General features: G+C 31.4%; 21 protein-coding genes and 1 riboswitch. Of the genes, 12 read left to right on the top strand and 9 right to left on the bottom strand.

What is annotated here, in order from left to right:
- Positions 1-80 precede the first annotated feature (80 nt).
- Positions 81-455 (top strand): BlaI/MecI/CopY family transcriptional regulator, encoded by a 375-nt coding sequence (locus tag OCU55_RS15710; protein ID WP_261853242.1) that lies wholly within the window; start codon positions 81-83, stop codon positions 453-455.
- A gap of 13 nt (positions 456-468) precedes the next feature.
- The gene (locus tag OCU55_RS15705; RefSeq protein ID WP_261853241.1) at positions 469-1,995 is read left to right on the top strand and encodes a M56 family metallopeptidase; all 1,527 of its coding nucleotides are present in this window, start codon (positions 469-471) and stop codon (positions 1,993-1,995) included.
- 118 nt (positions 1,996-2,113) lie between these two features.
- Here OCU55_RS15705 and spoVAE read toward each other — a convergent pair whose 3' ends face one another.
- From spoVAE to spoVAC, 3 genes are read right to left on the bottom strand one after another with little or no spacing between them, the layout of a single operon-like run.
- Entirely contained in the window at positions 2,114-2,467 is a 354-nt protein-coding gene (spoVAE, locus tag OCU55_RS15700; protein ID WP_261853240.1) for a stage V sporulation protein AE, read from the bottom strand.
- Positions 2,468-2,486: 19 nt separating this feature from the next.
- Positions 2,487-3,488 (bottom strand): stage V sporulation protein AD, encoded by a 1,002-nt coding sequence (gene spoVAD, locus OCU55_RS15695; protein WP_261853239.1) that lies wholly within the window; start codon positions 3,486-3,488, stop codon positions 2,487-2,489.
- Complete coding sequence (gene spoVAC / locus OCU55_RS15690) at positions 3,489-3,962, bottom strand: stage V sporulation protein AC (protein WP_261853238.1); 474 nt, start codon at positions 3,960-3,962, stop codon at positions 3,489-3,491. It lies immediately after the preceding gene.
- Between the two features lie 250 nt (positions 3,963-4,212).
- Between spoVAC and OCU55_RS15685 the strand changes: the two genes are divergently transcribed.
- Both OCU55_RS15685 and OCU55_RS15680 read left to right on the top strand, forming a co-directional pair.
- Positions 4,213-4,569, top strand: a complete 357-nt coding sequence (locus OCU55_RS15685) for a PadR family transcriptional regulator (protein WP_261853237.1) — start codon at positions 4,213-4,215, stop codon at positions 4,567-4,569.
- A complete protein-coding gene (locus tag OCU55_RS15680) occupies positions 4,536-5,153 on the top strand; it encodes a permease prefix domain 1-containing protein (RefSeq protein WP_261853236.1) in 618 nt (205 codons plus the stop codon). The genes OCU55_RS15685 and OCU55_RS15680 overlap by 34 nt, the downstream gene beginning before the upstream one ends.
- A 273-nt stretch (positions 5,154-5,426) precedes the next feature.
- Here OCU55_RS15680 and OCU55_RS15675 read toward each other — a convergent pair whose 3' ends face one another.
- Positions 5,427-6,605 (bottom strand): trans-sulfuration enzyme family protein, encoded by a 1,179-nt coding sequence (locus OCU55_RS15675; RefSeq protein ID WP_261853235.1) that lies wholly within the window; start codon positions 6,603-6,605, stop codon positions 5,427-5,429.
- Positions 6,606-6,671: 66 nt separating this feature from the next.
- Positions 6,672-7,511, bottom strand: coding sequence for an epoxyqueuosine reductase (locus tag OCU55_RS15670; protein WP_261853234.1), 840 nt, complete (start codon positions 7,509-7,511; stop codon positions 6,672-6,674).
- Positions 7,512-7,782: 271 nt separating this feature from the next.
- Positions 7,783-7,888, bottom strand: a riboswitch (SAM riboswitch).
- A gap of 159 nt (positions 7,889-8,047) precedes the next feature.
- On the opposite strand from OCU55_RS15670, the gene OCU55_RS15665 reads away from it, so the two are divergent.
- Together OCU55_RS15665 and OCU55_RS15660 are read left to right on the top strand one after the other, a co-directional pair.
- Positions 8,048-8,635 (top strand): TetR/AcrR family transcriptional regulator, encoded by a 588-nt coding sequence (locus tag OCU55_RS15665; RefSeq protein WP_261853233.1) that lies wholly within the window; start codon positions 8,048-8,050, stop codon positions 8,633-8,635.
- Between the two features lie 19 nt (positions 8,636-8,654).
- Positions 8,655-8,903, top strand: coding sequence for a zinc ribbon domain-containing protein (locus OCU55_RS15660; protein ID WP_261853232.1), 249 nt, complete (start codon positions 8,655-8,657; stop codon positions 8,901-8,903).
- 185 nt (positions 8,904-9,088) lie between these two features.
- On the opposite strand, the gene gpmA is transcribed toward OCU55_RS15660, so the two are convergent.
- Positions 9,089-9,850 (bottom strand): 2,3-diphosphoglycerate-dependent phosphoglycerate mutase, encoded by a 762-nt coding sequence (gene gpmA / locus OCU55_RS15655; protein ID WP_261853231.1) that lies wholly within the window; start codon positions 9,848-9,850, stop codon positions 9,089-9,091.
- Between the two features lie 607 nt (positions 9,851-10,457).
- Between gpmA and OCU55_RS15650 the strand changes: the two genes are divergently transcribed.
- The 6 genes from OCU55_RS15650 to OCU55_RS15625 all read left to right on the top strand — a co-directional run bounded on the left by OCU55_RS15650 (position 10,458) and on the right by OCU55_RS15625 (position 19,402).
- Positions 10,458-11,132: a TetR/AcrR family transcriptional regulator gene (locus tag OCU55_RS15650; protein WP_261853230.1), complete on the top strand. Its 675-nt coding sequence runs from the start codon at positions 10,458-10,460 to the stop codon at positions 11,130-11,132.
- Between the two features lie 157 nt (positions 11,133-11,289).
- Entirely contained in the window at positions 11,290-14,415 is a 3,126-nt protein-coding gene (locus OCU55_RS15645) for an MMPL family transporter (RefSeq protein WP_261853229.1), read from the top strand.
- A 437-nt stretch (positions 14,416-14,852) separates the two neighbouring features.
- Positions 14,853-16,187, top strand: a complete 1,335-nt coding sequence (locus tag OCU55_RS15640; protein WP_261853228.1) for a spore germination protein — start codon at positions 14,853-14,855, stop codon at positions 16,185-16,187.
- Between the two features lie 25 nt (positions 16,188-16,212).
- The gene (locus OCU55_RS15635) at positions 16,213-17,310 is read left to right on the top strand and encodes a spore germination protein (RefSeq protein WP_261853227.1); all 1,098 of its coding nucleotides are present in this window, start codon (positions 16,213-16,215) and stop codon (positions 17,308-17,310) included.
- Complete coding sequence (locus OCU55_RS15630) at positions 17,310-18,452, top strand: Ger(x)C family spore germination protein (RefSeq protein ID WP_261853226.1); 1,143 nt, start codon at positions 17,310-17,312, stop codon at positions 18,450-18,452. The genes OCU55_RS15635 and OCU55_RS15630 overlap by 1 nt, the downstream gene beginning before the upstream one ends.
- Before the next feature lie 83 nt (positions 18,453-18,535).
- Positions 18,536-19,402, top strand: a complete 867-nt coding sequence (locus tag OCU55_RS15625; protein ID WP_261853225.1) for an SDR family oxidoreductase — start codon at positions 18,536-18,538, stop codon at positions 19,400-19,402.
- Positions 19,403-19,542: 140 nt separating this feature from the next.
- Here the strand turns inward: OCU55_RS15625 and OCU55_RS15620 are convergent, their stop codons facing one another.
- The 3 genes from OCU55_RS15620 to OCU55_RS15610 form a co-directional block, all read right to left on the bottom strand.
- On the bottom strand, positions 19,543-21,426 hold the full coding sequence (locus OCU55_RS15620) for a beta-glucoside-specific PTS transporter subunit IIABC (protein WP_261853224.1): 1,884 nt from the start codon (positions 21,424-21,426) through the stop codon (positions 19,543-19,545).
- A gap of 572 nt (positions 21,427-21,998) precedes the next feature.
- Positions 21,999-22,226, bottom strand: coding sequence for a small acid-soluble spore protein Tlp (gene tlp / locus OCU55_RS15615; RefSeq protein ID WP_261853223.1), 228 nt, complete (start codon positions 22,224-22,226; stop codon positions 21,999-22,001).
- Between the two features lie 819 nt (positions 22,227-23,045).
- Positions 23,046-23,936, bottom strand: a complete 891-nt coding sequence (locus OCU55_RS15610) for an IS1/IS1595 family N-terminal zinc-binding domain-containing protein (protein WP_261853222.1) — start codon at positions 23,934-23,936, stop codon at positions 23,046-23,048.
- Positions 23,937-24,036 lie beyond the last annotated feature (100 nt).

Genomic DNA, 24,036 nt, shown 5'->3' with positions numbered 1-24,036 from the left:
ATTTATTGAAAATATTGACATATGAAAACTACAGTTGTAGTATTAGATTAAGAACTACAACTGTAATAGGAGGTTTTAATATGAAAAATTCGCCAAAAATCACAGAATCAGAATGGCTTATAATGAAAGTGCTATGGAAAAATAGTCCACTTACATCAACTGAAATAATTGATAGCTTAAAAGAGGACTCGGCTTGGAGTACAACAACCATCCATACCTTCATTAGTAGACTTGTAAAAAAAGGTGCCGTTGGCGTTATAAAAGAATCAAAAGTATATAGATACTATCCTATTATTCTCGAAGAGCAGTTCAGGGAAGAGGAGACAAAGACTCTAATCAACAGAATTTACGATGGCTCTCAAAAGCTTTTTCTCAAATATTTTATAAATGACATAGACTTGACTAACGAAGATATTGAAGAGCTAAAAAAGATGCTCGAAGAAAAACAAAGCTAAGGAGGTCATCCAATTGCAACTTATTGATTTAATATTTAAGGCGGTGCTTTTTTCTTCTGTACTAGGAACTTTTGTTGCTTTAATGATATTACTTATAAAAAAATTATTCAAAAATAAACTAAGTGCTTCCTTGCACTACTATATATGGTTTTTACTTATACTAAGACTTGCCATACCTTATAGTTTTGAAAGCTCTTTAAGTATTTTTAATGTTTTTTCACAACCAATTAATACTGTGCAAACAACATTGAATCCACGAAATAATCTAGAAAATATAGGTATACTAAAACCTAGCGTGAATTCTGTTCCTCAGAATTTCACTTCTATTACTCCTACCATAAGTAAATTATCCGCTAACACAAGCAACTTTGATATGTTTAAGTTAGTAGGTATAATCTGGTTTATTATTACAATCTTTATTTTATTGTTTATAATCTTCATTTGCATCAGTAACAATAATAAAATAAAAAACCAGAGGTTTTGCAACGATGAAGCTTTACTTACTCTATTAGATTCCTGTAAGAAAATCACTAATATAAAAAAACATATACCTATTTCATACTCAACTGATATTCAAGGCACATCTCTATATGGACTATTTAAACCTAGAATTATAATTTCTAAAGATTTGTTCAATAAATTATCGGATGAAGAAAAAAAATATATCCTCCTTCATGAGCTAGTTCATATGAAGCAAAAAGACATATTTATAAATTGGATTACTATTATATTAGGTACTTTAAATTGGTTCAATCCCGTGATCTTATACTCTTTTTATAAATTAAAGCAGGATTGTGAATTTGCTTGTGATGAGAAGGTTATGACTTATCTTGGATCTAATTATTATAAAAACTATGGCAACACAATAATTGCTGCTGCAGCTTTATTTTCAAAGTCATCTAGTGTCATTAATTCTACTGCTTTCACATCAAATAAAATAAATTTGAAAAGGAGAATTGCTATGATTCGGTCATATAAAGGCAGCTCATTAAAACTATCTATTATGGGAATCACACTGATAATCGTGTTAGGATTTATATTTTTAGTAAATCCTAAGGCTATAAATAAAGAAACTAATACTAAAACTACAGCTAATGCTACAAAAACTGTTGAAACATTTAAAACACTTTCCTTGTCTGATATCCTAAATATAAGCCTTTACCCCATTAGAATTAATCAGAGAACAGAATGCCACAGTTATGACCTTAATCTAAATGATTCATACCAACTTGAAATAGCTAAAACTATTATAAGTTATTTAAATGATTGTAAGGCATCAAAAGAATCTATTCCTATAAGAAACCAATATAATGCCAACTTAACTATCACCCTCAATGACTTTACAAAGGTTCTTATTACTCCCGTAGTAGAATATGGTCCTTCTATAAGCTTAGCTAATGGTTCAGATTTTACACCTACAACATTTCATCCAGATTTAATTTATGTATCTGTTATCAAGCCTAATTCAAATGAGCAACCAGTAAACGTAATTTTAACAGTATCTTCTAAATTACCTGGTTTAATTGGAGGTGGCTATTAAAATAAAGTTAGCTTAACAAGGATGTATCACTTCATAAGACCTGAATACTAGTAAATGTGATAACTGTTGTAAATCTGCGGTTATCACATTTGCATTTAATAAACTAATTAAATTTTCCCTATCCCTTTGGTCTAAATATAATTGCCGCCATAAATCCAAAAATTATTGCAGCAGATATCCCTGAGCTTGTAATCTCAAAAATACCAGTAAGAACACCAATTATTCCAGTTGTTTCTGCCTCCATTAAAGCTCCTTTTACAAGTGAGTTTCCGAAACTACTTATTGGTGTTGAAGCCCCAGCTCCTGCAAATTTAACTAGTGGATCATACCATCCTAATCCACCTAATATTGCACCTACCACAACTAAAGTACTCATAGTATGAGCAGGAGTTAGTTTAAATACATCCATCATTATTTGACCAATAACACAAATAAGTCCACCAATTATAAAAGCCCAAAAAAAAGTCATCATATCCCTCAAAATCTCCCTTCTACATCTCAATAGATACTGCATGAGCAATGCATGGAATACTCTCTTTTTGTTGATAAGATAAAGGTGATAACAATGCTCCTGTAGCTATAACCAGTATTCTTTTTAACTCACCCTTTTTCATACGTTTAATTAAATGACCATAGGTAACAGTGGCAGTACATCCACAACCACTTGCCCCAGCCATTACTGGTTGATCATCTTTATAAATCATAAGTCCACAGTCTGTAAATCTATCACTCGGCATTTCCATGCCATGCTTTTTTAATAAATCTGCTGTAATTTGATGACCCACTTTTCCTAAATCACCTGTAGCTATTAAATCATAATATGTTGGATCTATATTTAAATTTTTAAAATGTTTTTCTATAGTATCTACAGCTGCAGGAGCCATAGCCGCTCCCATATTATAGGGATCAGAAATCCCCATATCTACTATTTTTCCGATAGTTGCAGAAGTTACCCTTGGACCATCACCTTCTCTTGCTACAAGTGCAGTTCCTGCTCCTGTTACAGTCCACTGAGCCGTAGGAGGCTTTTGCGCACCATATTCTGTTGGATATCTAAACTGTTTTTCAACCGCTACATTATGGCTTGATGCTCCAGTCAGCACAAATTCAGCTGCCTTGCTGTCAACCAACAACGATGCCAATGCTAATCCTTCCATAGAACTTGAACATGCGCCAAATACACCCAAAAACGGTATCTCAAGTGATCTCGCAGTAAAACTGCTTGATATAATTTGATTCATTAAATCTCCACTTATAAAAAATTGTATATCCTCTTTTTCCATGTTTACCTTATTCATTGTGGTAATGCAGGATTGCTCTAATAACTTTTTTTCTGCTTTCTCTACACTTTCTTCTCCAGCCCATATATCATCATGAGTAAAATCAAAATCCTCCGCTAATGCACCTTTTCCTTCAAATGGACCTCCTATGGCAGAGGATGATATTATTACTGGTTTTGATTCAAAAATCCAAGTTTGTCTTCCCTTAAGCATTTACATGCCTCCTATCCACTTGATAGTCAATTTAATTATTGCAACAACAAAAGCAGAAAATACGCCAAAAGCAATTACTGACCCTGATAACTTAAACATATTTCCTCCTACTCCAAGAACATAGCCTTCACTTCTATGTTCTATGGATGCAGACGCAATAGTATTGGCAAATCCTGTAACTGGAACTGCCGTACCAGCTCCAGCCCATTGAGCGATATGATCATATACTCCAAATCCCGTAAGTAGAACTGAAATTATTATAAGCACAGCAGAGGTAGGTCCTCCTGCAGTTTCTTCAGTAAATCCAAAGTACTTTATAAAGATTACTTGCAAAAATTGACCTATTGTACATATAATCCCCCCAACTAAAAAAGCCTTAAAACAATTTTTTATGACCGGACGCTTCGGTTCTCTAGCCTTCGCAAATTCCTGATATTCCTTCTGGACATTCGTTAACTTTTTCTTTTTGCCCATATAACTAACACCTTCTAATCTATTAAATATAATTTTCCTTTTATAAATTAATCTTTCAATTTTTAAGATTAATTATGCAGTTTACATATAAACTAATTTAATAGGTATTTTTTTCATATATATTTAAGTTCCATGAATTAAAAATATCACTAATAATTTAATTTAAATGTCATAAATTATTGAAATGTACCTTGTGTGACGATGTATTATATTATATAATGGTAAAAAATAACTTAAATAGGAGCTAATTATGGATAAAGAACTTATGCGAGGAAGTATTGATATACTTTTGTTGTCTCTTATAGAAAAAGAAGATTTATATGGCTATGAAATCGCAAAAAAATTAAAAGAGAAAAGTAATGAGCTTTATAGCATGGGAGAAGGCACTCTATATCCTGCACTGCAAAGATTAGAAAAAAAGGAGCTTATTCATTCTTATTGGTCAAGTTCAGAAAACGGCGGAAGACGTAAATATTATAGAATTACAGAAAACGGCAGAAAAAGGTTATCGCAAAAACTTAGTGAATGGGATTCGTTAAATAAGCTAATTAACACTTGTAGGGAGGGCTTTTCATGGAAGAACTTGATAGATACATTAGTTCTATAGTGTCAGATTTAAAGATAAGTAAAAAAAGAAAACTAGAACTAATCTCAGAATTTAAAGATCATCTAGAGCTATTAAAACTTCAATACATGTCTGAAGGATATTCAGAATCTGAAGCTATAAGAAAGTCTATAGATAGTTTTGGTGAAATAAAACAGTTAAGATTAAACATAATGAATTCTCTTTCAAATTATAGAAACAAAATAACTCTGTTGTTTGGACTGCTACTAATTATAGCACTTATGTTTGTTGGCAACAGAATGCCTATACCTGGAATAGAATTAACTTCTAGCTCTAACTTATTGACTTCATCAATAATTTTTATGATGCTCTTTATACCACTGGGATATTGGGTACCAGTAATATTTTCAAAAGCAAAGAAGAAACTTGAGCTTTTATTACTTGCATTACCTTTGACTATAAATGTTATTATACTATTTAGCTTTTTTATGATGTCCTCTATAAGAATAAATTACATTATGACAATTTCTATAAGCAGCTTCATAGGAGCTTTAATTGGATATATACTTCTAGTATCAGTTAATAAGCTCTATATGATAAACATAAAACTTCTAACTCGCATCTAGACTTTTATCTTTGGCGTTATTAAAGTATCATTATGAAATTAATTGGTTATTCATCCAACGCTTTAATGAGCTTACGCAAAGAATTAATTTCAACAATTGTCTTGAATAAAACCTTATCTTTTAATTTGATAAAATATATAAATCATAAAAAGCACTGGAATTTATATAATTAATAAATTCAAGTGCTTTTTATGATGGTACATAATTTCTATATCGCAAGTATTATAACCTTAAAAAATTAGCAATCTATTAATCCAAGTGTAAAATACCTCTCTATATCTTCGCTAAAGCCTTATCAAATTCTGAAATAATATCATCTATATCTTCAAGCCCAACAGAAACTCTTATTAACCCTTTAGATATATTAGCTTTTTTAAGTTCTTGGTCTGTCAATGCTCTATGAGATGTCTTCACTGGATATGACACAGAAGTTGTTACCCCTGCAAGGCTTGGGACAAACTTTATGCTTTCAAGATTTCTTATTAGTTCATATGCTCCTCTTTCTCCATCTAAAACATCAATACTCAACATGCCTCCAAATTCATCACCGTTAAACAATTCCTTTGCAACTTCATAGTATGAGGAACTTTTAAGTCCCGGATAGTAAACTGTCTTTATCTTTTCATGTTTTTCTAAGTACTCAGCAAGCTTTAATGCATTTTCTGAATGCTTCTTTAGCCTAAGCTCTAAGGTTCTCAAGCTTCTTATTAAAAGCCAAGCATCAAAAGGGCTCATCATAGGGCCATATAAAGCGCCTGTATTTCTTATTTTATTTACATTATCTCTGTCTGCAACTACAATACCTCCGGTAACATCACTATGTCCACATATATACTTTGTGGCACTGTATACAACAATATCTGCACCAAGCTTTAATGGCTGGCATATTACTCCTGTAGCAAAAGTATTATCTACAATAAGCTTTGCATTGTGCTTATGTGTCAATTCTGATATATCTTTTATATCAATAACTTCCATCAAAGGATTTGATATAGTTTCTACATATACTACCTTAGTATTCGACTTAAAATATTGTTCAATGCTTTCATTTACCACATCTACAAAGGTTACCTCAACATTGAACTTTGCAAGTTCCTGCTTTAAGAAGGTATAACTTCCACCATATAAAACACTAGCTGCTATTATATGATCCCCAGCTTTTACATTAGCAACTATAGACATTGCTATTGCTCCCATTCCAGATGAAAATACCTGAGCATCTTCTGCCTCATCTATTCCTGCTATTATTTCTTCTAATGCATCATGTCCTGGATTGCCATTTCTTGAGTAAACATATCCTTCTTCTTCATTATCATAGACTTTATCAAGCGTTTCTACATCATCAAACACAAATACTGAAGTCATTGATATTGGAATAGTCTTGGATCTCGAAACTGATTTAGGACTTTTTTCTCCTAGATGCGTAAGTCTTGTACTAAAATTACCTTTCATTATATAAATCCCCCAATCTTAATCTTTATATTTTCCTGCTATTTTTTTAAGTAAAGTGACAAAACCTTATTCAGCTTTAATTTCCTTTGAACCATGACTTCTGGCATGAATCCACCCTGCATATTCTTCAATCCCTTCACCGGTAGCTAAAGCTCGTTTTTCATTCAAATACTTTTTAGTATTGTTTCCATATATTTTCCTGTCCTCACCTATCGGACACACTTTTATACATACACCACAAGGATATGCATAGGCATCCTTAAGCTTTGAATGATATTCCGCACATTTTTTCTTGTCCATATTTGCTATAAGTGTTTCTGTAGTAGTATAAACACTAGCTGGACAGCATCTTTTACACATTTCACATTTAACACAAAGATCCTTATTTAAAACTTCATCTGGCTCAATTACAGCATCAGTTAAAACAGACACCAATCTAACTCTAGGTCCAAATTCTTTAGTTAATAAGGTATGGTTATAGCCTATAGTCCCAAGGCCTGCATACTTTCCTGCCAATACGTGTGAAAAAGCTGCTGCCGGTTTCTTTACCAGTATGGATATATGTCCATACCCGTCTCTTGGAAAATAAAACGCCCTATGGCCTAAGGTATTTAAATAATTTGCAAGCTTATATGCTGTTTCATCTAATAATCTATTAGTTGTATTATATAATTCGGAGTAAACTATAGAAGGTGTAGTTTCAAGCATTGGCAAAAATATTTGTATTCCTAGGACAATTATTGTCTTAGTTTCTGGCCAGATATTTTGTGGAAAATACTCTGGTGATGTTTCTTTGAACTTAGCCCATCTATCTACCGGAGCAAAGCCTATAATATTTGCTCCCATTTCCTTAGCTTTATTTATAATATCTTGTTTAAATTCATTACTTACATTTATATCAGACATAAAAACTCCCCATTCTTTATTTATGACTAATTAACTTTAAAACTTACATAGACTATGTCTCTATGGTTAAATCATTGCAAGGATATATAAATACCATTATTTATTACAAATAAAATCAGTAGCTTTAATTATCTGTAATTAACTTTATAAAATTGTAGATCTACGTTAAAAATCCTCCCTCCTTAAAAAAAGTTTATCGTAAAGATAAAAAAAATTATAACCCCTAAAAAACAAAAAAATCTCTTCGCTGAAAGAGATTTTTATAACACGTTCCTTATCTTTCAGCATCGCTGCAGGATTTAGCACCATGTATGCAAATGAAACATACTGGTTGCTGGGCTTCAAAGGGCCAGTCCCTCCACCACTCTTAATAAGATTCTATTAAATTGTTATTTTATTTATATAATATTTTCTATATTGTGTCAATGAGAAAATAATTTAAATTTATTATAAAATCATATTGACATTACTATAATACAAGATTAATATTGAGTTATAACTCATTGAGTTATAACTCATCAAAATAAGGTGGTACTATGTCAGAAAATAAAAGACAAATACAAAAAAGAGAAACTAGAAGTAAACTAATAGAAATCGCTATGATTGAATTTAGCTTAAATGGTATTTTATCAACAAGAACCATAGATATTGCAAAAGCTGCTAAAGTATCCCACGGCACTGTATTTTCCCACTTTCCTACTCAAGAAGAGCTACTTATAGCTGTTATAAATGAATTTGGCAATAAGATTACAACTCGTCTACATGAGTTGGTAAGTGAGGAAAGTACTTTAGCGGATTTATTAAAAGCACATATAACTGGATTAACAGAGTTTGAAGACTTTTATACAAGACTGATAATTGAAAGAAGACTTTTACCTGAAGAGGTTCGTAACGTATATATTAGCATCAACTCAACTATTTCTCATCATATTAGTTTAGCTGCTGAAAGAGAAGCATCTCTTGGAAACATTCGCCCTCTTTCTATTGATTTACTTTATAACACTTGGATTGGATTACTACACTACTATTTAACCAATAGTGACCTTTTCTCACCAAATCAGTCTGTACTAAAAAATTATGGTTCACAATTAGTAGATCATTATATTAAATTAATAAAAATATAATTTAGGAGGTACTTATAAAATGAAAACTTGTATTGCATGTGGAATGCCAATGAAAACCATTGAGGACTTCGCAAGTAGAGATGATAAAAAAGACTATTGCAAATACTGTTCACGACCTGATGGAACAATGCAATCCTATGAAGAAAAGCTTGACTCATTAACTAACTTTATAATTAAAACTCAAGGATTAAATCATGGTATTGCTAAGGATGCAGCTAAATCAATGATGCATAAGCTTCCTGCTTGGGAAAATTCTAATCAACTATAATAAAATACGAGGTGAATTATGCAGGAATGGCAGTAGAATTCAATGACCCTTTTGGAAATAGGTTGGGAATCACATACTATAGTAATGAAATATAAAAAATCAGGGCTCTTGTATTGTTTTATACAAAAGCCCTGGTATTTTACATTTACTTTCTGTTTAATATTGATGTTGAAATAAAGGTATAGTTATGCTTTTCCTGCTAATTGTTTGCTTTCATTAATATCTTTTGGAATTGCCATTTCTGGAAGCTTTCCATCTAAAGATAAATAGTAATGTCTAATTGGAGTTAGATCATCATTAAGTTCATATACCAAAGGTGTTCCTGTTGGTATGTTAAGACTTGCTATCCCATCACTAGATATATTATCTAAATACTTAACTAAAGCTCTTAAAGTATTACCATGTGCAGCTATTATAACTTTTTTATCTTCTTTTAAAGCGGGAACAATTTCCTGAAACCAATCCTGTAACACTCTCTTTTCAGTATCAGCTAAGTTCTCTGTTAATGGCAATTGCTCTTCTGATAATCCTTTATATTTTACTTCATGACCAGGATATCTTGGATCCTCTTTACTAAGTTCTGGTGGCCTAACATCAACAAATCTTCTCCATTTATGAACTTGCTCTTCTCCGTATTTCTCAGCAGTTTCTTGTTTATTTAATCCTTGAAGTGCACCATAATGTCTTTCGTTAAGCTTCCAAGAATTATGAATAGGTATCCACATAAGATCCATCTCATGAAGTATTATCCACAAGGTTCTTACAGCTCTCTTTAATACTGAAGTATAAGCAACGTCAAAAGTAAATCCATTTTCCTTAAGTATCTTACCTGCTTTTCTTGCCTCTATAAGCCCATTTTCAGATAAATCCACATCTGTCCACCCAGTAAATTTATTTTCTAAATTCCAAAGACTTTCTCCATGTCTTATTAAAACTAACTTTTTCATATTTTCCACTCCTCTCATTGGTTCAGATATTCTATATTATTATTAATTTCAATATATAAAATTCTATAAATAATGATTTAATTTAATGTTATTAATTTCTTAGGCTGCTTTGCTTACTTTATCAAAAATAAATTAAGCACTGAATCAATTGATAATTATTATCAGCTTATATTTTTATTATACACCTTCTACGGATAAATTCCACTATTTATTAAAACTTTTCTATAAATTTTAATATGATTTGTGATTTTATAGATGTACCACTTCGAACCGAAATCTATTTTTAAAACTCTCACGGCTTCTGGTGAGAGAATTTAAAAATAATAAGTTTTATTACGAAGTGGTACATCCATAATACTTACTAATATAATTCCAAATGAAACCTAGATTCATTACAAATATATACTCTCCTTCTACCAGAGGACTAAAGCTATGCTGATATAAACTAGAGCTATAATATCATGCATAGCTTAAATCTTGTATTAAAATTAAATTATTTTACCATCTTCCTAAGTAAACATTTTCATAACATTGACATTTAAGATCATTTAGAATTATAATAAGCATAAAACGAAGCGTCATTCTATGCTTGAAACGAGGTAATATCATGGTTTACAAAAGTTCAAAGGAAACACAAGAAAGAAAAGACTTAAAAAAGAAACATATTATTGAAACTGCAATAAAGGTTTTCTCTATAAATGGCTATCACGGAACTACAGTTAAAGATGTGGTTGAAGCTGCAGATATATCAGTAGGAACCTTTTATTTCTATTTCAAGAACAAGGAAGACTTATTTGACACACTTTACGATGACGTATCTGAAGAATTTTTTAATGCCTTAATTAATTCTTTAGATAATATAAACAAAGAGATTGATTTAGGTTTTAGCAAAGCTATAGCTTTCTTTCTAAAGGTTATTGAGTTAAACAAACCTCTAGCAAGAATTCTGCTTATTGAAGCAGTCGGTCTAAACCCTAGATTTGAAAAAAGGCGATATGAAATAACTCAAAAGTACGTCAGCTATACTTCAAATTATTTTGAGCAAATGAAGCAAACAGGCGATCTTAAAACTCCTGATGTTAAGATATGCTCTTTAGCCTTCATTGGTACTCTTTATAACGTAATTATGGAATGGCTTCAGAGTGATGCTCCTACTAGCTTAACAAATTATGCCTATGCACTTACAATCTATAACCTTCAAGCCTTAGGAATAACTTATGAGGATGAAAATGTAAAGCAAGGGATAGAGGACGTTCTTAAAAATATATCATTCAACTGCTAACACTACAAAGAACCATTAATTCCTATATCAAATTATAACTTTAAGGTATATAGGTTCAATCAGAAATTCACCACACATTCACAACACTAAATAAATTCATTTTTAATAATTTGACACCGAATATCTATAATACATGAAAAATAAAGGAGATAAATACATGAGAAAGATGCTAAAATTTCGATGGGTTTTGTTAGCTCTATGGATAATTGCAACAGTTTTATTTACCATAAATCAACCTAACCTAAAGCAGATATTAAATCAAAAGGGTCAAGCTTCAATAAGTGATGATTCGCCATCAAAGCAAGCATCAGAGATGATAAACAAAATGGGAACTTCAAAAGGTGACACAGCCATATTTGTGTTTACTGACCCAAATAAACTATCTGATGAAGAAATGAAGGATATCGAAAAAGGTATACAAAGCCTTAACGATAAAAAAGATGCACTAAAAATAAACGGAATAATGGATCCTTTCGGAACACCTGAAGCTAAGGATCAAATGATCTCTAAAGATGGTACTACCTTAATAACTCAAGTTACTTATGAAAAAGGTACTAGAGATAGCGAAACAATAATAAGTGCCTTCAAAGATGCTTTAAAAGATGTTAAGACAACTCATTATATAACTGGCGAACTAGCTATTAATAATGATTACTTAGCTGCTACTAATAAAGGCGTAGATAAAAGTGCCTTCATTACTGTAGGTTTTATATTGGTAGTACTAATGATAATGTTCCGTTCAATAATTACTCCTTTTGTATCATTACTTGCTGTTGGTGTTTCCTACCTTTGCTCTATGGGTATAATAGGAATACTAATCAATGCATTTAACTTTCCTATAACAAGCTTAACACAAATGTTTGTAATTCTTGTGTTGTTTGGAATAGGTACAGATTATAATATATTACTGTTCAATAGATTCAAAGAAGAATTAGGACATGGTCTATCAATTGATGATGCTATAGTTACAACCTATAAAACTGCTGGAAAAACAGTTATATACAGTGGACTAACAGTATTTATGGCATTTGCTAGTTTAACTTTTGTTAGCTTCCCTATATATCGTTCGGCTAATGCTGTAGCTATTGGCATAGCAGTTCTATTGATTGAACTTGTAACCTTGACTCCACTATTAATGAAGTTACTTGCTAAAAAATTATTCTGGCCTTCACATAATGTTGCTGGTCATAAGGAAAATAAGCTTTGGGAAAAGGTTACTTCAGCCTCAGTTAAACATCCTGCTATATCTATAATATTAGTAGCAGCTATAATAACTCCAGTAATAGCATTTAATAGTACAAAACTATCCTTTGATAGTCTTAAAGATTTAAGTGCCGATACTCCTTCTGTTAAGGGCTTCAACTTGATTGCTGACAAGCTAGGAAGAGGTAAGGCTATGCCTACTACTGTAGTTATCGAAAACAAAGATGCTATGGATAACAACGAAGATTTAGCTGTTATAGATTCTCTAACAGAGAAACTTAAGAACCTAAAAGGTATAGAACAAGTATCAAGTGTTACTCAACCAAAAGGTGATGCTATAGAAAACTTCTACACTAACTCTCAAACAAAAACAGTAGTAGACGGGTTAGGCTCAGCCAATGGTGGTGTAGGGCAAATAAATGATGGATTAAAGAAGATAGACAGCAGTCTTACTACTCCTGATTTCTCAAGTGTTAAAGAACTTTCAACTGGTACAGGAGCAATTCAAAATGGTATGGGTGCAATTACAGATGGTCTTAAGAAGATAAGTAATGGTATAGATCAAGGGGCTAATGGTGCCGATAGTCTTACTGCAGGTATCTCAGGCCTTAAAGGTGGAGTTGCTCAGATAAACGGAGGGCTTCAAACTATACATGATAAACTAGCTACAATCCAACAAGGTTACGCTGGCATCGGACAGTTTTATAATGCTCTGCCAACTCAAATATCAGGACTTAAACAATTTATTACAACAATGAACACTACAGTAGATTCACTTGCAACAAAAGTTCCTGCTAACGATCCTGATATCCTTAAACTTAAAGGTACACTAGCAACGCTTTCAGCTACCTTAGATGGACTCTCAGGGAAAGTTGCTGAATTTAATGGAACCTATAACCAACTAACTACAGGTTTAGCTGGTCTAAATGATGGTTTAAACCTAATCATAGCTAACACTGGTGCAAATTCACAATTAGTTCAAGGAATAACTCAATTAGAACAAGGTGAAGCTGGTTTAGCTGCTGGTTTAAGACAAGGTAATGCTGGTCAGAAGGCTATAATTGATAACATGGCAAAATTGCAAGATGGCGCTGGCAAGATAAAAGATGGCCAAGATAAATTATATGAAGGTTTAAACAAATTAACTGGTGGCTTAACTCAGCTTAAAGATGGTATAGGTAAGAGCAGCGACGGTTTAGGATCAATCTATGACGGTATAAATAAAACAAATGATTTCTTAACACAGTTGACAAACGGAACAAAGAGTTTCTTTATACCTAAGGAAGCCTTTGAAAAGTCAGACCTTACAAAAATGTTTGATGCTTATATGTCTAGTGATAGAAAGATAACTAAGCTCACTATAAATCTTGACTCAGATCCGTATGCTGAAGAGTCAATGAAGACAATTAGTGAAATAAATGACTTGGTAAAGAATGAGTTAAAAGGATCAAAGCTTGCAGATGCTAAATTTGGTGTAGCTGGTCCAACAGCAACTACTAATGATTTAAATAATATAGCAACTCATGATATAACCTTTACTCAAATAATTGTTCTCGGAGCTATATTTGTACTATTAGTTTTAGTAATAAGATCCTTCTGGATACCTGTATATATAGTTGGCTCTCTAGTGACAGCCTACTATACAGCAATTTCAGTAACAGCGTTCTTAACCTCAAAATTATTTAGCAATGTTGACGGAATGTCTTGGAATGTACCTTTTTTCTCCTTTGTAGTAATCGCTGCATTAGGCGTTGACTACAGTATATTCTTGATGACTCGTTTTAAAGAATATCCAAACACTAATCCAAAAGAAGCAATAATACTGGCAGCTAAAAATATAGGTGGAGTTGTAATGTCTGCAGCAATAATTCTTGCAGGTACTTTTGCTACATTATATCCATCAAATATACATGTTCTTATGGAACTAGCTATTTGTGTAGTTACTGGATTGTTCCTACTAAGCGTTGTATTACTTCCAATAGTTATTCCTGCTCTAATATCAATACAGGAAAAGATAACTTCAAAATCATCTGAAACAAGTTTTAATAGCGATTCAGTAGATAATGAATATATAGCATAATATAAAAAATCCACAGGCTTGCATTTATTTAATTGCAAGCCTGTGGATTTTATTATTTACTTTGTGGATATATATGAAGATGAACTAGTTCAATCCGAAATCTATTTTTAAAACTCTCACGGGTTCTGGTGAAAGTTTTTAAAAATATAAATTCTATTACGAAGTTGTTCATCCATAGACATACTACTTCATATTGAAATCTATCAAAATAATGCTTAGTAAAATCACCAAAAGTATTATTTCGAGTATAAGGATTGAAATAGTATATCTGTTAAGATGAATAGATATCCTATTTCCACTCTTTATCATACATTATCTTTCAACATTTCTAATTTATAGCTTCCAATTTCACCATACTCTCCCAATAAGTATAAAATAATCTTGCTGAGGTAAAACTATATGTACAAATTTTATTAAACATAACGGAGGATAAGGCAATGTTGAACCAAGAAGAAACTTTAAAAATAGCAGACTGGCTAAAAGATACATTGCAAAATTCTTTTGATATAGAGTTTCGTCATTTAGAATTTCATGAAATAAAGACTGATTTTCTGTATATTACTAGCATTTGTGATCCCATTATCATTCAACAAAATATAATAACGTCATTTTTCAGAAGCAAAAATCTTCAGGAGTATAGAAACTATCTGATTTCATTTGCCAAAAGTTTAGAATCAACTGACAGGCAACTTATATTAGATAAGCTACTTCAAGGATCAGTCGCTGTATTTCTAGACAATGCAGTTTTGCTTTTTGATGCAAAGAACTTTCTAGAAAGTTCTATAGCAGAATCTCAAATTGAAACTGTTGTCCAAGGACCTAAGGATGCTCTTAGAGAAAAACTAGATACTAATTTAAATATTATAAGACAACGCTACCCATCAAAGGATTTAAAAATTGAGTTAAGACAATTTGGAACCTTAAATACTCCTGCTGCACTTATATACAACAATAGTATAGTAAATAGTGAAGCCTTGGAGGAGCTGGAGACTTGTCTTCAAAAGTTATCTAATAAATATACTGAATCAGTACAACAGTTACATAAATATTTGATGAAACATAACTCATCAATATTTCCAACCATACTATTGACTGATAGACCTGATAGAGTAATTAGTAACCTTAATGAAGGTAAAATAACTATAATTATTGAAGGCTCTTCTTTTGCTATGATTTTACCATCAGTATTTTTTGATTTTATGTCATCAATGGAAGATGTATATCAATTACCTGCTATAAGTAAAGCTCTTTTAATATTAAGATACTTAGGATTATTTATATCAGTTACATTGCCAGGTTTCTACGTGGGGATTTCTTCATATAATCCTGAACTTTTTAAATTTCAATTGGCACTTTCTATTGCTGGTAACAGAGTTAGTGTTCCTTATCCTTCCTTTGTAGAGGTTGTTAGCATGTTAATAATTACAGAAATACTATCTGAGTCTAGCTCGAGACTTCCTAAAGTGGTAGGCCCTGCTGCAACAACAGTTGGTGGATTAATAATTGGTCAGGCAGCTTCTGAAGCAGGTTTAATAAGTAATATAATGGTTATTATTGTGTCAGCAGTTGCAATATCTACTTTTCTTATACCGATTAATTCCTTCAACTATTCTATAAGAATTATTAAATATCCATTGTTAATACTCTCCATATTTTTTGGATTGAACGGCATAATCGTTGGTATAATTGGAGTAACCTTATATATAGCAAATATAAGAAGTTTCGGACGACCTTACTTACAGCTGTTTTCAAAAAAAATTCCTACAAAATAATTCTTAAAAGCTACGAGGTAATTTCATGAAACGATACTTTTACTATATTGTTTTAATTAATTCATTTACTAATATAATTATATTTCTTCCTGATATTCTTCTACCTGACTGGAATAAAGGGGGATTACTATCTATATTTTTATCTCTTCCATTTGGCACTTTAATGATGTACGTTTTTTTGAAGACACTTATTAGATTTCCAAATAAAACTTTATCTGAAATCCTGGAAATAACGTGTCCTCGCTGGATTCAAATAACCATTATGCTGTTGTTTTGTCCATCTTGGTATATTTCCGGCTTGTTGATGCTATCTTCTACTTTAGATATGACAAATATCTTTATGGATCCTCATTCATCAACATATTTGTTATTATCACTTTATGTGATTTTAATTATTTATGCCATAAGAATGGATGGCACAACATTACTTTATGTATTAGAAATATTCATTCTCTTTATAATACCTACAATTATCTTTATATTTGCAAAGGGAATTACAGATCCTTTTTTATCTTGGGATGCATGTATTGAAACTGTTTCAAACTCACTTACTTTACCAAAGTTATCAGCTTTTGCAGTTACAACTTATAGCTTCACTGGCTATACAGACATGGTTGTTTTTAATAAATATTATAAAGATACATATGAACTTAAGTTTCTTTGGATATTTCCAATAATAGAGCTATTTTTAATGTTATTTTCCTTTATAATTCCTATTGGCTTTCTTGGAACTCAAAACGCTGATAATTATAACTTTCCCTGGATTACCTCTGCTGATTGCATGCTTATTAAAACTGGTATAATTGAACGTACTTTATTTATCTACTTATTAATTTACCTAGTAACTGCATTAGTAAATATAATGATTCATTGGTATGTTTCCTTAGATATATTTAAGCAATTATTTAAAAATCAACTCAAATTTAAGAACACTAAATTAGTAAAACTCTGCGTTTTATGTGCTTTTGCTGTTATTCCTTTTTTTTACAATCACTTTATACCACAAATACAGGATGAAGTGATGGTTAAATTTTGGCTTTCACTTCGATTATTCATGGAATATTTCCTTGTTATTTTTTTATGTTTTGTGACATATAAAGCTCATAAGAAGGGGCGAATTTGATGCGAAAATATAAATTATTAATTTTAATTCTTTACATAAACTTAATTATAACTGGATGTTCATTTAAAGATATAGATAAAAGATTTTTTGTAGTTAGCATGGGAATTGATCAATCAGAAAAATCAGCTAACTCATATATAGTAACATTAAAGTTAGCAGTACCAAACACTGAACCCAAAAGAGGTGAATCTAACTTTATAATGTTCACTCAAGAAGCAGACAATATTTCAGAAGCAGTAGGTCTTATCAAGTCAAAAGTAGATAAAGAGCTAGATTTTAGCCACTTAAAAGTAATCCTCTTTGACAAAAAACTTGCTTCGGCTGATCTGAAAATCCCTATAGATTGGCCTGTGCGAAGAAGAGATGTACCAATGAGTACCTTGGTTGGAATAGGTAGCCCTAGTGCAAATGCAACCATAGGCGAAAAGATTTCTTTTGAACGCGCACCATCTAATGCTTTAATTTTATCTATGGATGGCTCAGGTACAATAACAAATTACATTACCCCACAGTATTTATTTGATTTAGAAAGACGCCGTACAGAACTAGGATTAGATCCAATATTGCCTATTATTGAATCAGATAAAAGTAATAAGGCTGGTGATATTAAAAATAGGACTAATAGTTATACCATAAATCAACTTGCTCTTTTTGAAAAAAAGGATTCTTTAAAAATCAAATTAATTCTAAATCCTGAAGAAACAAAATTATATAATTTAATTGCATCCTCACATACTAGAGCTAATTTCCATGTAAATTATCCACAATCTAATTTTGTTTTTGATATAAATGATTCTAAATGTAAATATAAATTCGAAACAAATGATAAAGATATAACTAATATTAACCTCAAACTAACTGTCTCAGGTTCTATAGAAGAAACCATAGACAACTTAAAAACAAATAATATTAAAATATGTGAAGAAGAAGCTGAGCTATTTTTACAAGAAAGAATTCAAGCCTTGTTAGAAAAAATTCAAAACAATGAAGTTGACCCAATGGGTTTAGGATTGCATTATCGAGCAAGACATTTAAATGTAAACAATAACAATGAGTGGGCTAATTGGCAAAAGCTTTATCGTAGTCTACAATTTAATGTTAAAGTTGATGTTAAATTGAAATCAACAGGTCTTATAAAATAGCACGTTACATTAAAAATAAATACTACTATAACTATTTAAATAATATACATATAATAACTACTTACTACCCATAGGAGCATTATATGAATTCACCTAATAACCCTTGTAATTTACCAACTTCTTTTCCACCACAACATCAACCACAGCAACCTGGCATTGAATTTGTAATGAATCCAAGACCAGAATTTCAGCCTCCTCCTGACTGTGTACTAAGAGAAAAAAAGCTTATAGACAAGGTAGCATTAATAACTGGTGGTGACAGTGGTATCGGGAGATCAGTAGCTTTAGCTTTTGCAAAAGAAGGAGCAGACATTGCTATAGTTTACTTAAACGAACATATAGATGCAAAAGAAACAAAAGACATGGTCGAAGAGCTAGGGAGAAAATGCATAGCCATTGCAATTGATATTTCGAAAGAAAAGAATTGCAAAATTGCTGTTCAAATGGTGATAGATCATTTTAACAAGCTAGATATATTAGTAAATAATGCTGGAGTCATCTATCCTCATTACAATTTTGAAGACATAACCGATGGTGAACTAGAATGGCTCTTTCATGTAAATGTGTTCTCGTACTTTTATTTCTCTAAAGCAGCACTCCCTCATATGAAGCCAGGCAGTTGCATCATTAATACCTCTTCAATAGCTTCATTTATTCCTTATGGAATAGCTATAGATTATGAAGCATCAAAAGGTGCAATCACATCCTTTACTCAGTCCTTAGCAAAAAACTTAGTTTCAAGAGGTATCCGTGTTAATAGCGTTGCCCCAGGAGAGGTTTGGACACCATTAATTCCGGCTGCTTTTACAGCAGAAGCAACTGCTTCTTGGGGCTCTGACACTCCAATGGGAAGAGCTGCACAACCTTATGAAATAGCTCCAGCCTATGTTTATTTAGCATCTGATGAGTCTACTTATATGACAGGTCAAACGATTCATGTGTATTCTTAAATCTATAAAGATGTGCTAAGCAAAAAGAATCTCTGATTTCTCAGAGATTCTCTTTGATGTTGACTTATTCATAAACGTTTTTCTAAGAGTAATTGTTTTTTTGTAGGTAATTTAGGGAATTAGATAATATATTTTTAGTCTTAAGCTAAAACTGTTAATAGTTCTTCATTAAGAGCTATAGACTTCTTATCTGTCTCAACAACATCTGCATAATTATCTGAATTTGTAATTATTACAGGTGTAGTTAATGTATATCCTGCTTCTTTGATAGCTTTCATATCAAACTCTACTAATACTTGACCAGCCTTTACACGGTCACCTTGTTTTGCTTTTGTAGTAAAATGCTTTCCACCTAATTCTACTGTATCCATACCTATATGGATTAATATTTCAGCTCCGTTGTCACTTGTGATTCCTAAAGCATGTCCTGTTGGGAATAATGTTGTTAAAACTCCATCTACTGGTGCTACTACTTTTCCTTCTGATGGTTCTATTGCAATTCCTTTTCCTAATGCTCCTGATGAGAAAGCTTCATCTTTTATTACTGCTAAAGGTTTTACTTCACCTTTTATTGGGCTAACTAAAGTTTCTGCTTTTACTTCTATTTTTACATTACTAGTAGTTGTTTCTTCTATTTCGTCTTCAAATCCAGTAAGCATCATTAATGTAAATCCTATTACAAAACCTGCTACCATACCAATTATAGCTCCATAGAATCCCTTATCCATTCCATTTGGTCCTATAAAACTTGGTATTCCGAATACACCCATACCACCCATTATATATAGGTTACTTCCTGAAAATCCAAGTATACCTCCACCGATAGCAGCAGCTATACAGCTTAGTACAAAAGGTTTCTTACGTGGTAATGATATACCATAAATAGCTGGTTCTGTAACTCCGAATATACCTGAAATAACTGCTGGTATTGCAATTGATCTTAGTTTACTGTTCTTAGTCTTAAGTAGGATAGCTAATACTACACCTGTTTGAGCAAATGATGCAGCAAATGTAGTTGCAAGTACTGGGTCATGCTTAAGTACAGCCATGTTGTTAATTGCTATAGGAACAAGTCCCCAATGTAATCCGAATATAACAAATACTTGCCAGAATGCACCTATAAATATCCCTGCTACTATAGGGCTTAAGTTGTAAATTGTAAGTGTTGCTGCTCCAAGAAGCTTACCTGCCCAAGTTGCAACTGGTCCGATAACTATAAATGTAAGTGGTACTATAACTAATAGTGTACAGAATGGAACTAAGAATGTCTTAACTACATCTGGAATTACCTTTTTAAATGCTTTTTCTATCTTAGCGCCAAAGAAAGCTGCTAATATAATAGGAATAACTGTTGATGAATAATCCATAAGTATTACTGGAATACCTAAGAAAGTTAAGTTTACATTTGATGCAAGTATAGTGCCACCAAATACCGTATATAATGGTTTAGCTGCAGTTAATGCTGCAATCTTAGGATAAACTAGTGATGCACCTATTGCCATACCTATAAAGTGGTTACCTTTAAACTTCTGAGAAGCTGTATAACCAAGGAATATTGGGAAGAAGTAGAATAAACAATCTCCTATTCCGTTTAGTATTGCATATGTTCCTGAAGTAGCACTTATTAAGCCTAAAGCTACGAATAAAGCATTAAATCCTTTTATCATACCAGTTGCACATAAAACACCTAGTGTTGGAGTGAATACCCCTGATATTATATCGATGAATTTATTAAATGGATTCATCTTTTCTTGTCCACTATCGTCAGAGGATGAAGCAAAACCACCTATTGCAACTACATCTGCATATACATCTGGAACATGGTTTCCTATAACAACTTGATATTGTCCGCCACTTTTGATTACGGTTACAACACCGTCCATCTTCTTTAACACTTCAGTATTTGCTTTACTCTCATCTTTTAATTTAAAACGTAGACGAGTAACACAATGAGTTAAACTATTAACATTTTCTTTTCCGCCAACATTTTTTATAATGTTTTTTGCTAAATTTTCGTACTTCATATATAACTCTCCTTTTATATAATTTTGAATTTATTGTATTTTTTTACTTTTAATTTGTACAAAAAAGACGAGACCAAATAGGCAGTATAATTCTCAATTCTCAATTCTCAATACTATCTAAATTGGTCTCGCCCGCTTAACCGGTTACGATCCAGTAAATATTAAATTTATCAATAAAACACTACTATAAACAATATGTGATTTAAACATAAAAGACCCTAACCAATTAAAAGAGTGATATTCATCTCTTTTATCAGCCAGGGTCTTGCCTAATCGAATTAGTTACAATCCCATACATCAATATGTAAGCGTTTAATCTATGTACTTATAATAACTTGTTTTATTAAGCTTGTCAATAAGCTTTTTATAAAATTTTTCATTAAAAATCGCTGAAGCAACTTTCTTCGTTATTCTCTTTGCACATTTGCCTTTACTAAAGCTTACGCCATCAGTGCTTAAAACTTGTGACATCGCAGAATTTTGTGATAATTATTAACTTAATAGCTGAAGCTTAATCTAACTAATAAATATGAGCACCACCAGAAGATCGGCAGTACTCATTAATTTAATGTTTATTTATATCCTTTTTCTTTATCTAAAGCTTCATCTCTAATTTCATTTCTAAGAGAACTTAATGTCTCTTCTCTTCTCTCATTTTTTGCCTTTAAATCTTGCTTCGTCTTTTCATCATCTGTTATTTCAATCATATCATTAGCTTTATGGATATTGTCTAAAGTATTGTTAATGTGTTGTTGTATTTTATCAACATTATCTCTTCTATCATCTGGTTTAACCTTCATGTTCAAACATCTCCTTCACTTAATAATATTTCTACTTTATTATGTGTTGGAGCATGTTTATTATACGTGAGAATAGTTTCAGTATATTACTATAATTTCATCACTAATACATGAAAACGAACTCTGTAATTATTAAAAGTGTAGCTCTACAAAAAAACATAGGCACAGATTAAAATCGCTAAAGAGATTATTTTAACATCTTGTCCCCTATAAGTTTTGGTATAGTGTTTATTATAAAACTTATTAAACATACAACTTCATGAGAAAGTATTAAAAAGCATTAAAATAGAATCTATTATTGCAAGCTCTATACATATAGTATATTTTTTCTTTATATAGTTATTTATTAAATAAATGTTGGTAAATATTGATACATGTATATGGACAACCCTGTTATTAGCTTTATATTTTTAAAGTTTATTCTCCCAATCAAGTTCAGTATTAAAATAGTTTTAGAATAGAACTGTAACTCTTAACAATTACTATAGAGTAATATTAGCTTCTTTACTATCTTATTAATTTTTCTAAAATCATATTGCATTGATCGCTGTAAAGTGTTGTTAATTGCTTCAGAGTTATATTGATCACTTTATAACCTTTTTAATATTTTCAAAGCTTCATTAATCATTTATAGTCTTATTAATCCTCATTAGTAGCAAGCGATTATTTATAATTGATTCGCATTAGTAGTAAGATAGTATTTTTATATTTGTTAAATTATAATCTAATAAATAACTAAAATTATAAAGCTGAATTATAAAACTAAATTTTTAATATAAATATTAAGATTATTCAGAGTTATATTAACTTATAATTTCTTTAAAAAAGCGAATTTGCAATTCTTATCTCATCTGTTCTTATAAATCTATTTCCTTTAAATAATCTATCATATATTAGGTCCATATAATCGATCACCTTATCCAAATTCATGATTATGAAAAAACTAAGGTATCTTTGCAGATATTTTGAGGCCACTCCATGGAAGATCGATAACCACTTTTTCAAATTTGGCCAAAGATATTTTATTCTATACTCAGCATCTACCTTAATGGATTTATTTTTATTATGTCTTATTGCTACTGATTTAATATATCTGTCTCCATACGCAGCAATATATGAATTCTCTTCTATTTTAGAATAAACTTTCTCATCGAAAGCTCTTCGATCCCACCAATGCTTAAATATTGGTTTTATAAACATAGAATCTTCTTGTCCTTTTGCACCGATAACCCAAATATCTTCTCTTGGAGTTGAGGCTGCAATTATTTCTGGATCTCTGCACCCTTTAAAGCTCTCTTTTAAAATAACCTTTCCTACATGTACAACTCCTGATAAACTATCTGGAGTGACGTCTCGACTTAACGCTTGAAGTATTTTATGTCTCCAATAAAAAGCTGTCCCAATACTTATATTTAACTTATCTGCGCAGAATTTCAAAGTTTTATTTTCGGTCATTAATTCAGTAAATTCCATCCAGGTTGTAGTATTCTTTTTTGAATAACTCCACAATGAATTGGTTGCGCGTGAAAAAGTTTTATCACACACTTTGCATTTATATCTTTGAATTCCGTTATAAAAACCATATTTAATATGCCAAGTTGATCCACAAATTGGGCAAGCATCTACAACTCTATCTTTATAAAAATCTCTTTTTAGAACATCATTAGTATGCAAATCAAATTTTTTTAATTCAACATCGTGCTGTAGCAAAAGGAACACCTCTCTAAGAAAATTTAATAATTAGGCTATCCTCTTAATGCTTGCCACATATTCATGTTTTTAATCATTACCAACATTTATTTAACAAATA

The organism is Clostridium folliculivorans (assembly GCF_024341905.1).
Taxonomy (GTDB): Bacteria; Bacillota; Clostridia; order Clostridiales; family Clostridiaceae; genus Clostridium_AR; species Clostridium_AR folliculivorans.
This window is presented reverse-complemented; position numbering and strand designations above follow the sequence as displayed.

What these genes read in the sequence shown, in the direction of transcription:
- OCU55_RS15710 (WP_261853242.1), top strand. Translation starts at nt 81, where the DNA reads ATGAAAAATTCGCCAAAAATCACAGAATCAGAATGGCTTATAATGAAA.
- spoVAE (WP_261853240.1), bottom strand. Translation starts at nt 2,467, where the DNA reads ATGATGACTTTTTTTTGGGCTTTTATAATTGGTGGACTTATTTGTGTT.
- spoVAD (WP_261853239.1), bottom strand. Translation starts at nt 3,488, where the DNA reads ATGCTTAAGGGAAGACAAACTTGGATTTTTGAATCAAAACCAGTAATA.
- spoVAC (WP_261853238.1), bottom strand. Translation starts at nt 3,962, where the DNA reads ATGGGCAAAAAGAAAAAGTTAACGAATGTCCAGAAGGAATATCAGGAA.
- OCU55_RS15685 (WP_261853237.1), top strand. Translation starts at nt 4,213, where the DNA reads ATGGATAAAGAACTTATGCGAGGAAGTATTGATATACTTTTGTTGTCT.
- OCU55_RS15680 (WP_261853236.1), top strand. Translation starts at nt 4,536, where the DNA reads ATGGAAGAACTTGATAGATACATTAGTTCTATAGTGTCAGATTTAAAG.
- OCU55_RS15675 (WP_261853235.1), bottom strand. Translation starts at nt 6,605, where the DNA reads ATGAAAGGTAATTTTAGTACAAGACTTACGCATCTAGGAGAAAAAAGT.
- OCU55_RS15670 (WP_261853234.1), bottom strand. Translation starts at nt 7,511, where the DNA reads ATGTCTGATATAAATGTAAGTAATGAATTTAAACAAGATATTATAAAT.
- OCU55_RS15665 (WP_261853233.1), top strand. Translation starts at nt 8,048, where the DNA reads ATGTCAGAAAATAAAAGACAAATACAAAAAAGAGAAACTAGAAGTAAA.
- OCU55_RS15660 (WP_261853232.1), top strand. Translation starts at nt 8,655, where the DNA reads ATGAAAACTTGTATTGCATGTGGAATGCCAATGAAAACCATTGAGGAC.
- gpmA (WP_261853231.1), bottom strand. Translation starts at nt 9,850, where the DNA reads ATGAAAAAGTTAGTTTTAATAAGACATGGAGAAAGTCTTTGGAATTTA.
- OCU55_RS15650 (WP_261853230.1), top strand. Translation starts at nt 10,458, where the DNA reads ATGGTTTACAAAAGTTCAAAGGAAACACAAGAAAGAAAAGACTTAAAA.
- OCU55_RS15645 (WP_261853229.1), top strand. Translation starts at nt 11,290, where the DNA reads ATGAGAAAGATGCTAAAATTTCGATGGGTTTTGTTAGCTCTATGGATA.
- OCU55_RS15640 (WP_261853228.1), top strand. Translation starts at nt 14,853, where the DNA reads ATGTTGAACCAAGAAGAAACTTTAAAAATAGCAGACTGGCTAAAAGAT.
- OCU55_RS15635 (WP_261853227.1), top strand. Translation starts at nt 16,213, where the DNA reads ATGAAACGATACTTTTACTATATTGTTTTAATTAATTCATTTACTAAT.
- OCU55_RS15630 (WP_261853226.1), top strand. Translation starts at nt 17,310, where the DNA reads ATGCGAAAATATAAATTATTAATTTTAATTCTTTACATAAACTTAATT.
- OCU55_RS15625 (WP_261853225.1), top strand. Translation starts at nt 18,536, where the DNA reads ATGAATTCACCTAATAACCCTTGTAATTTACCAACTTCTTTTCCACCA.
- OCU55_RS15620 (WP_261853224.1), bottom strand. Translation starts at nt 21,426, where the DNA reads ATGAAGTACGAAAATTTAGCAAAAAACATTATAAAAAATGTTGGCGGA.
- tlp (WP_261853223.1), bottom strand. Translation starts at nt 22,226, where the DNA reads ATGAAGGTTAAACCAGATGATAGAAGAGATAATGTTGATAAAATACAA.